Consider the following 8712-nt stretch of genomic DNA (forward strand, 5'->3'; position numbering starts at 1 on the left):
ACGGAAAAGACCCTCGCCGGGCGAGACCGGCAAGGGTGAATGCCTTGGGTAGAAGGCGTGAATCGGTTAGAGCGATCAGGGGGCTGGTCCCCCCGGTGTCAGGCTTCGTCGAGCCCGATGTCGACGGCAGGGGCGGACTGGGTGATCTTGCTCGTGGAGATATAGTCCACGCCCGTTTCCGCCACGGCCCGGATCGTTTCCAGGCGGATGCCGCCTGATGCCTCGACCTTGGTCCGGCCATTGACGATCTGCACGGCTTCCTTCATGTCGGGCACCGACATGTTGTCCAGCATGATCACGTCGACACCGGCTGCCAGTGCCTCGTGCACCTGTTCCAGCCGGTCGCATTCCACTTCCAGCTTGGTCAGCACGGGCAGCTTGCGGCGCACGCGTGCCACGGCGGCAGCGATGCTGCCGCATACGGCGATGTGGTTGTCCTTGATCATCACGCCGTTGTCCAGGCTCAGCCGGTGGTTCAGGCCGCCGCCGCAGGTCACCGCATGCTTTTCCAGCGCGCGCAGGCCCGGCGTGGTCTTGCGGCTGTCGATCAGGCGCGCCTTGGTATGGGCAATAGCCTGGGCATAGGTTGCCGTATGGTTGGCGATGCCGCACAGCCGCTGCATGATGTTAAGAGCGGTGCGCTCGGCCGTCAGGACGCTGCGTGCATTGCCGCTCACGTTAAGCAGCACCGCGCCTTTTTCAACCTTGTCGCCGTCGGCGACGCGCACATCGACCGACAGCGTCGGATCGTAGCGCGCGAAGATGCGTGCCGCCACGTCGATGCCGGCGATAAGCATCGGCTCGCGGGCGTTCATGCAGAAGGTGCCGGTCTCTCCCGGTTCAATCATGGTCTGGACGGTCAAGTCGCAGATGCCGATGTCTTCGGTCAGCCAGAGGTCGATCAGCTTGTCGGTGGCGAAAATGTCGTACATGAAGGGCTCCTGAACGGTGGTTGCGGTACCTCAGAAATCTTAGAGATCGAAGTACATGGCGCAATACTAGTCCTTCCATGCGCCATGTCAAGTAATATTCGAGATCTAAGATAATACGCAAACCTACCGCGCAAACTGCCCCAGCACCGTCCCGACTGCCTCCAGCCCCGCCTCGATCATGTGCTGCATGTAGGTGCCCATCTGCGGCATCACCAGCATCAGCACCAGCAGGCCGCCGGACAGCGTGACCGGGAAGCCGACCGCAAAGATCGACAGTTGCGGCGAGGCGCGGTTCAGGATGCCCATCGCCAGGTTCAGCGTCAGCAGCGCCGCGATCATCGGCAGCGCCAGCAGCAGTCCGGACGAGAACACCATGCTGCCGGCGCGGGCCACGGCCATGGCGCCGCCGGCGGACAGCGGCGTGCCGCCGATGGGCAGGCCGTTGAAGCTGTCGACCAGCGCGCCCAGCATCAGCAGGTGGCCGTCCAGCGCCAGGAACAGCAGCATCGCGATCAGGTTCAGGAAGCGCGACAGCACCATGGTCTGGCCGCCGGCGGCGCGGTCGAAGAACGAGGCAAAGGACAGGCCCATCTGCAGGCCGATGATTTCGCCGGCTTGCTGCACGGTGGCAAAGACCAGCCGCATGGCGAAGCCGGTGGCCAGGCCGATGCCGACTTCGTTGAGGATGATCATCAGCCCCCCGAAGGAGTACACCGGCACCACCGGCAGCTGCGCGATGGTGGGCGACACCACCATCGCGATCATCGCGGACAGCGCGATCTTGGCGCGGCGCGGGATGGTGGACTCACCGAACAGCGGCGCGGTGCCGATCAGGGCCAGGATGCGGAAGAAGGGCCACAGGAACGCCGCGAGCCAGCTGTAGAGCTGGGCTGAGGTGAATTCGACCACGGCGGGGAGTCAGGGGCGGAAGGGCGGGGGTCTGGCCAGCGTCAGTGCGCCAGCGCGGGAATGCTCTGGAACACCCCGCGCATGTAGTCGACCATGGAATTGATCATCCACGGCCCGGCCAGCACCATGGTGGCGAACAGCGCGATCAGCTTGGGGATGAAGCTCAGCGTCATCTCGTTGATCTGCGTCGCGGCCTGGAACAGGCTCACCACCAGGCCGGCGGCCAGCGCCACCAGCAGCAGCGGGGCGGCCAGCAGCAGGGTCATCTTCATCGCCTGGGTGGCGATGGTCATTACGGTCTCGGGTGTCATGGCTCGGACTCTGCGGTGGGTGGCGGGCGCTGGGGCCGCCTCAGTTCATGAAGCTCTGCGCCAGCGAACCCAGCAGCAGCTGCCAGCCGTCGACCAGCACGAACAGCATCAGCTTGAACGGCAGCGAGATGGTGGCCGGCGGCACCATCATCATCCCCATCGCCATCAGCACGCTGGCGACGACCAGGTCGATGATCAGGAACGGGATGAAGATGGTGAAGCCGATCTGGAACGCGGTCTTCAGCTCGCTGGTGACGAAGGCCGGCACCAGGATGCTGAGCGGCACTTCCTCGGGGCCCTGCATTTCAGGCGCCTTGGCCATCTGCGCGAACATGGCCAGGTCCTTCTCGCGGGTCTGGCGCAGCATGAAGGCCTTGAGCGGCTCCGCGGCCTTGGCCGCGGCGGCTTCCAGGCTGATCTTGTTTTCCGACAGCGGCTTGTAGGCGTCGTTGTAGACGCGGTCGAACACCGGTGCCATCACGAAGAAGGTCAGGAACAGCGACAGGCCCACCAGCACCTGGTTGGGCGGCGAGGTGGCGGTGCCCAGTGCGCTGCGCAGCAGGCCCAGCACGATAATGATGCGGGTGAAGCCGGTCATCAGCAGCATCGCTGCCGGCAGGAACGACAGCGAGGTCAGCAGCACCAGCGTCTGCACCGGCAGCGACCAGATCTGGCCGCCGCCCGGGGCGGGCTTGCTGATGACGCCGGGCAGTGCCTGGGCCCAGGCCGGCGCGGGCGCCAGCGCGGCAATGGTCAGCATCAGCGCGAGCAGGGACAGCAGCGGGCCCGGCAGCGGGCGCCGCAGCGCGGCACGCGGGGAATTCATGACTTGAAGTGATTTTGCATCGAACGCAGCAGCTTTTCGGCAAAGGTGCCGCCACCCGGCTGTTGCGAAGGGCCTGCACCGCCGGTGGCGGCGAGGGGATTGGCTGCGGTGGTGCCCGCAGGCAGGGTATGCAGCGGCCGGATTTCGCCGGGGCTCACGCCCAGCACCAGCCAGGTATCGCCTACTTCCACCAGCACCAGGCGCTGGCGTGCGCCGAGCATGGTGCTACCGACCACCTTCATCGCGCCGCCGGTGGCGTGACGGACCAGGCCGGCACGCCGGGCCACCCAGGCCATGCCCAGGATCAGCGCGACGATGGCGAACAGCCCCAGCCCGGCCTGCGCCAGGCTGGCCGCGCCGCTGATGGCCGGCGCGTGCGTGCCGTCGGCGGCCATGGCGGCCCCCGGCAGCGCCGCAAGCACGGCCAGGCTGGCGCGCGTCTGCATGCTCATTTGTTCAGCTTCCGGATGCGCTCGGACGGCGTGATGATGTCCGTCAGGCGGATGCCGAACTTGTCGTTTACCACCACCACCTCGCCCTGCGCGATCAGGTAGCCGTTGACCAGCACGTCCATCGGCTCGCCGGCCAGGCCGTCCAGCTCCACCACCGAGCCCTGCGCCAGCTGCAGCAGGTTCTTGATGGGCACCTTGGTGCGGCCCAGTTCCACGGTCAGTTGCACCGGGATATCGAGAATCATCTCGATATCGTTGCGGAAGCCGCTCGGCGCTTCCTTCGCCAGCGGCTGGAACACGGTGGCGGCGGCCGGAGTGGCCGCGGGTTGGGCCGCCGGTGCGGCAGCTGCGGGGATCCCGGCGGATGTGGCGCTGGTCTGCTCGGCCAGCGCGCTGGCCCAGTCGTCCATCGGATCGACGGGCTTGTCCTCGATGCCGTCACTCATAATCGCTGTCCTCGGTGTCCAGGTGGGAATCGCCGTCCTGGTGATTGATCATTCGTTCTACCCGCAGCGCGTACTGGCCGTTCATCGTGCCGAAGCCGCATTGCATGACGGGCACGCCGTCCACCTTGCCGAACACCTTCTCCGGCAGCTCGATCGGCAGCACGTCGCCGGCGCGCATCGCCAGCACTTCGGCCACGGTGCTCTGCAGGTGCGCGAACTCGGCCACCAGCTCCACCTCGGCCGCGCGCAGCTGCGTGGACAGTTGCGTGACCCAGCCCTTGTCGACTTCCTTCTCGTCCTGCAGCGGATTCATCAGCAGGTCCTTGAGCGGCTCGATCATCGCGTACGGCAGGCACACGTGGAGCTGCCCGCCGACGGCGCCCAGTTCGATATGGAAGGCGGTGGTCACCACGGCCTCGTTATGGGTGGCGACCTTGGCAAACTTGGGGTGCATCTCCGAGCGGATGTACTCGGTCTCGATCGGGTGCACGGTGCGCCAGGCGTTGCCGTAGCTGGCCAGCGTCAGCTCCAGCATGCGCTGGATGATGCGCTGCTCGGTCTGGGTGAAGTCGCGGCCTTCCACGCGGGTGTGGAAGCGGCCGTCGCCGCCGAACAGGTTGTCCACCACCAGAAACACCAGGTTCGGGTCGTAGACGAACAGCGCCGTGCCGCGCAGCGGCTTCAGGTGGACCAGGTTCAGGTTGGTCGGCATCGGCAGGTTGCGCGCGAAGTCGCCGAACTTTTCGATCCTGATGCTGCCCACGGTGATGTCCGCGCCGCGGCGGATGAAATTGAACAGCGCCGTGCGCATCGAGCGCGCAAAGCGCTCGTTGATGATTTCCAGCGTGTGCAGGCGGCCGCGGATGATGCGTTCCTGCGTGGCCAGGTTGTAGGGGCGCACACCGCCCTCGTCGAGCGCAGGCTCGCTGGCCTTGGGCGTATCGGCTTCGCCGGATACGCCCTTGAGCAGCTCGTCGACCTCGTCTTGCGAGAGGAACTTGTCGTAGGCCATCTAGTGTCCTGCCCCTTGTGCGGCGTTATGGATGAATCCGGTGCGGCCCTGGCTTGCGCTTACTGCACCACGAAAGAGGTGAAGAGCACGTCCAGCACCCGCTGCGCCGGCAGGCCGCTGGCAAACGGCTTGCTGATGGTGTCGCGGATGTCGTCGGCCAGCTTGCGCTTGCCTTCGACGGTGGCCAGGTCGGCCGGCTGCCTGGCCGACAGCAGCAGCAGGATGCGGCTGCGTGCCTCGGGCAGGTACTGGGCCAGGCGAGCCTGGGTCTCGGCATCGGCCACCTTCAGCGACAGGCCGGTGTGCAGGAAGCGGTCGCCGTCGTCGCTGCGCAGGTTGACGGTGAACGCGTCCAGCGGCACGAAGATCGGCGGCGGCACGACCGGGGCGGCGGGCGCGGCGGGCGCCGCCGGCTGGCGGTTGCTCAGCACGCTGCCCAGCACGAAGCCTCCGGCGCCCAGTGCCACCACCAGCACGCCGGCGCCGATCAGCAGCAGCCGGCCGCGCTTGCCTGTGTTGCCAGTCCGGGGAGGGGAAGCCGTGTTCGCCATGAGAAGCCTGTATCGGAATGCCTGCCATTCTTCCGGAATCGCAGGCCAGCAAAGGGCCGAAAAAAAGGGGGAAACCCTTTCAGCTTGGCCATTTGAGCGGAAAGGGAGCAGGCACGGCAAGCTATCTGCGAAGCAGGGCGCTAAAGCGAGCGGGCGCTTCGTGATGCGCGCCTGCAGGCTGGTTAACGCTTGATGTCGTGTGAACTTGAGTGCCGGTGCAAGCTGCCACGATTCCTGGCCGGGCCGCCGGGCAGGTCGCGGGAGCGCCGCCATGCATTCCCTACTACGCTAGTCGGGTAGTGATTCATGTGGGTTCGCACGTCCTCCAGTTTCCAGTGCCTTGATTTGCATGATGTTTTTGGTTTTCACTCTTATATAAGATATAAGACATTTGACCAGGGGGCGGCTTCAGACTACAATCGCGACGTAACGAGATTTTCTAAACCTAATTACTCAGCAGGTTCCCATGCTTGAAAACTATCGCGCACATGTGGCCGAGCGCGCCGCGCTTGGCATCCCCCCTCTGCCCCTGACCGCCAAGCAGACGGCCGAGCTGGTCGAACTGCTGAAGAACCCGCCCGCCGGTGAAGAGCAGACCCTGGTGGATCTGATCACCTACCGCGTGCCGGCCGGTGTGGATGACGCCGCCAAGGTCAAGGCCTCGTACCTGGCCGCCGTGGCGCTGGGCAAGGAAAAGTGCGCGCTGATCTCGCGCGCCAAGGCGACCGAGCTGCTGGGCACCATGCTGGGCGGCTACAACATCTCGCCGCTGATCGAGCTGCTGGACGATGCCGAAGTCGGCACCGTCGCCGCCGAAGCGCTGAAGAAGACCCTGCTGATGTTCGACGCCTTCCACGACGTGAAGGAAAAGGCCGACCAGGGCAATGCCAACGCCAAGGCCGTGCTGCAAAGCTGGGCCGACGCCGAGTGGTTCACCAGCCGTCCGGAAGTGCCGCAAAGCCTGACCATCACCGTGTTCAAGGTGCCGGGCGAAACCAACACCGACGACCTGTCGCCGGCTCCGGACGCCACCACCCGCCCGGACATCCCGATGCACGCGCTGGCGATGCTGAAGAACAAGCGCGAAGGCGCTGCGTTCCAGCCGGAAGAAGACGGCAAGCGCGGCCCGGTCAAGTTCATTGAATCGCTGAAGGAAAAGGGCCACCTGGTCGCCTACGTGGGCGACGTGGTCGGTACCGGCTCCAGCCGCAAGTCCGCCACCAACTCGGTGCTGTGGTTCACCGGCGAAGACATCCCGTTCATCCCGAACAAGCGCTTCGGCGGCGTGTGCCTGGGCAACAAGATCGCCCCGATCTTCTACAACACCATGGAAGACGCCGGCGCGCTGCCGATCGAGCTGGACGTGTCGAAGATGGAAATGGGCGACGTGGTCGAACTGCGCCCGTATGAAGGCAAGGCCCTGAAGGACGGCGCAGTGATCGCCGAGTTCAAGGTCAAGTCCGACGTGCTGTTCGATGAAGTCCGCGCTGGCGGCCGTATTCCCCTGATCGTCGGCCGTGGCCTGACCGCCAAGGCGCGCGAAGCGCTGGGCCTGGCCCCGTCGACGCTGTTCCGCCTGCCGCAGAACCCGGCCGATACCGGCAAGGGCTTCACGCTGGCGCAGAAGATGGTCGGCCGCGCCTGCGGCCTGCCTGAAGGCAAGGGCATCCGCCCGGGCACCTACTGCGAACCGAAGATGACTTCGGTTGGCTCGCAGGACACCACCGGCCCGATGACCCGCGACGAGTTGAAGGACCTGGCCTGCCTGGGCTTCTCGGCCGACCTGGTGATGCAGTCGTTCTGCCACACCGCCGCCTACCCGAAGCCGGTCGACGTCAAGACCCACCACACGCTGCCCGAGTTCATCAGCACGCGCGGCGGCATCTCGCTGCGCCCGGGCGACGGCGTGATCCACTCGTGGCTGAACCGCATGCTGCTGCCCGACACCGTCGGCACCGGCGGCGATTCGCACACCCGCTTCCCGATCGGCATCAGCTTCCCCGCAGGTTCGGGCCTGGTGGCCTTTGCCGCCGCCACCGGCGTGATGCCGCTGGACATGCCGGAATCGGTGCTGGTCCGCTTCAAGGGCAAGATGCAGCCCGGCGTGACGCTGCGCGACCTGGTCAACGCGATTCCGCTGTACGCGATCAAGCAAGGCCTGCTGACCGTGGCCAAGCAAGGCAAGAAGAACATCTTCTCGGGCCGCGTCCTGGAAATCGAAGGCCTGCCCGACCTGAAGGTCGAGCAAGCATTCGAGCTGTCGGATGCATCGGCTGAGCGCTCGGCCGCCGGTTGCACGGTGCGCCTGAACAAGGACCCGATCATCGAATACATCAACAGCAACATCACGCTGCTGAAGTGGATGATCGCCCAGGGCTACCAGGACCCGCGCAGCCTGCAGCGCCGCATCAAGGCCATGGAAGCGTGGCTGGCCGATCCCAGGCTGCTGGAGCCGGACGCCGACGCCGAGTACGCCGCCGTGATCGAGATCGACCTGGCCGACGTGCATGAGCCGATCGTGGCCTGCCCGAACGACCCGGACGACGTCAAGACGCTGTCCGAGGTGGCCGGCGCCAAGATCGACGAAGTGTTCATCGGTTCGTGCATGACCAACATCGGCCACTTCCGCGCAGCTTCCAAGCTGCTGGAAGGCAAGCGCGACATCCCGGTCAAGCTGTGGGTGGCTCCGCCGACCAAGATGGACCAGAAGCAGCTGACCGAGGAAGGCCACTACGGCGTGTTCGGCACCGCCGGTGCCCGCACCGAAATGCCGGGCTGCTCGCTGTGCATGGGCAACCAGGCACAGGTGCGCGAAGGCGCCACGGTGATGTCGACCAGCACGCGTAACTTCCCGAACCGCCTGGGCAAGAACACCAACGTGTACCTGGGTTCCGCCGAACTGGCGGCGATCTGCTCGCGCCTGGGCCGCATTCCGACCAAGGAAGAGTACATGGCCGACATGGGCGTGCTCAACGCCAATGGCGACAAGATCTACAAGTACATGAACTTCGACCAGATCGAGGACTTCAAGGAAGTGGCCGACGGCGTGACGGTGTAAGCTGCCCAGTCAGGCTGACATGAAGAAGGGGCCCCGCTTGCGGGGCCCCTTTTGTATTTGGCTTTTGTCGGCTTGACGGGTGGCATACGCCACCACCACCACTGAATCACCGCTGGGGTGCTCCCTCTCCCCATGAGGGGTGTATAGACCGGGGACATAGGTAACACCTGTTCGGGGACATGGGTAACACAACTAGACTGGCTGGCAGTGTCTTT

Annotated in this window: 9 protein-coding genes; 1 reads left to right on the plus strand and 8 read right to left on the minus strand. The window is 65.4% G+C overall.

Annotated features, from left to right (window positions below; all coding sequences use genetic code 11):
- Positions 1-98 precede the first annotated feature (98 nt).
- From nadC to fliL, 8 genes are all read right to left on the minus strand, one after another.
- Positions 99-932 carry a carboxylating nicotinate-nucleotide diphosphorylase gene (nadC, locus tag AC3WLE_RS11915; protein WP_018313570.1) on the minus strand — a complete coding sequence of 278 codons (834 nt, stop codon included), beginning with the start codon at positions 930-932 and terminating at the stop codon, positions 99-101.
- A gap of 123 nt (positions 933-1055) precedes the next feature.
- Complete coding sequence (fliR, locus tag AC3WLE_RS11920; protein WP_492356979.1) at positions 1056-1841, minus strand: flagellar biosynthetic protein FliR; 786 nt, start codon at positions 1839-1841, stop codon at positions 1056-1058.
- Between the two features lie 41 nt (positions 1842-1882).
- Positions 1883-2152 carry a flagellar biosynthesis protein FliQ gene (fliQ, locus tag AC3WLE_RS11925; protein ID WP_492320693.1) on the minus strand — a complete coding sequence of 90 codons (270 nt, stop codon included), beginning with the start codon at positions 2150-2152 and terminating at the stop codon, positions 1883-1885.
- Between the two features lie 40 nt (positions 2153-2192).
- Entirely contained in the window at positions 2193-2978 is a 786-nt protein-coding gene (gene fliP, locus AC3WLE_RS11930) for a flagellar type III secretion system pore protein FliP (RefSeq protein WP_492356980.1), read from the minus strand.
- On the minus strand, positions 2975-3430 hold the full coding sequence (gene fliO / locus AC3WLE_RS11935; RefSeq protein ID WP_492320694.1) for a flagellar biosynthetic protein FliO: 456 nt from the start codon (positions 3428-3430) through the stop codon (positions 2975-2977). The genes fliP and fliO overlap by 4 nt, the downstream gene beginning before the upstream one ends.
- Entirely contained in the window at positions 3427-3876 is a 450-nt protein-coding gene (gene fliN / locus AC3WLE_RS11940; protein ID WP_010810395.1) for a flagellar motor switch protein FliN, read from the minus strand. The genes fliO and fliN overlap by 4 nt, the downstream gene beginning before the upstream one ends.
- On the minus strand, positions 3869-4888 hold the full coding sequence (fliM, locus tag AC3WLE_RS11945; RefSeq protein ID WP_492356981.1) for a flagellar motor switch protein FliM: 1020 nt from the start codon (positions 4886-4888) through the stop codon (positions 3869-3871). The genes fliN and fliM overlap by 8 nt, the downstream gene beginning before the upstream one ends.
- A gap of 59 nt (positions 4889-4947) precedes the next feature.
- Positions 4948-5439, minus strand: a complete 492-nt coding sequence (fliL, locus tag AC3WLE_RS11950) for a flagellar basal body-associated protein FliL (protein ID WP_011616679.1) — start codon at positions 5437-5439, stop codon at positions 4948-4950.
- Positions 5440-5905: 466 nt separating this feature from the next.
- Here fliL and acnB point away from each other — a divergent pair, with 466 nt between their 5' ends.
- Complete coding sequence (gene acnB, locus AC3WLE_RS11955) at positions 5906-8497, plus strand: bifunctional aconitate hydratase 2/2-methylisocitrate dehydratase (protein ID WP_492356982.1); 2592 nt, start codon at positions 5906-5908, stop codon at positions 8495-8497.
- The last annotated feature ends 215 nt before the right edge of the window (positions 8498-8712 follow it).

The sequence above is a fragment of the Cupriavidus sp. FW306-1B-F12B genome, from assembly GCF_058781795.1.

Bases quoted from the DNA above. Each gene is read 5' to 3' on its own strand.
- nadC (WP_018313570.1), bottom strand. From the start codon at position 932: ATGTACGACATTTTCGCCACCGACAAGCTGATCGACCTCTGGCTGACC.
- fliQ (WP_492320693.1), bottom strand. From the start codon at position 2,152: ATGACACCCGAGACCGTAATGACCATCGCCACCCAGGCGATGAAGATG.
- fliP (WP_492356980.1), bottom strand. From the start codon at position 2,978: ATGAATTCCCCGCGTGCCGCGCTGCGGCGCCCGCTGCCGGGCCCGCTG.
- fliO (WP_492320694.1), bottom strand. From the start codon at position 3,430: ATGAGCATGCAGACGCGCGCCAGCCTGGCCGTGCTTGCGGCGCTGCCG.
- fliN (WP_010810395.1), bottom strand. From the start codon at position 3,876: ATGAGTGACGGCATCGAGGACAAGCCCGTCGATCCGATGGACGACTGG.
- fliM (WP_492356981.1), bottom strand. From the start codon at position 4,888: ATGGCCTACGACAAGTTCCTCTCGCAAGACGAGGTCGACGAGCTGCTC.
- fliL (WP_011616679.1), bottom strand. From the start codon at position 5,439: ATGGCGAACACGGCTTCCCCTCCCCGGACTGGCAACACAGGCAAGCGC.
- acnB (WP_492356982.1), top strand. From the start codon at position 5,906: ATGCTTGAAAACTATCGCGCACATGTGGCCGAGCGCGCCGCGCTTGGC.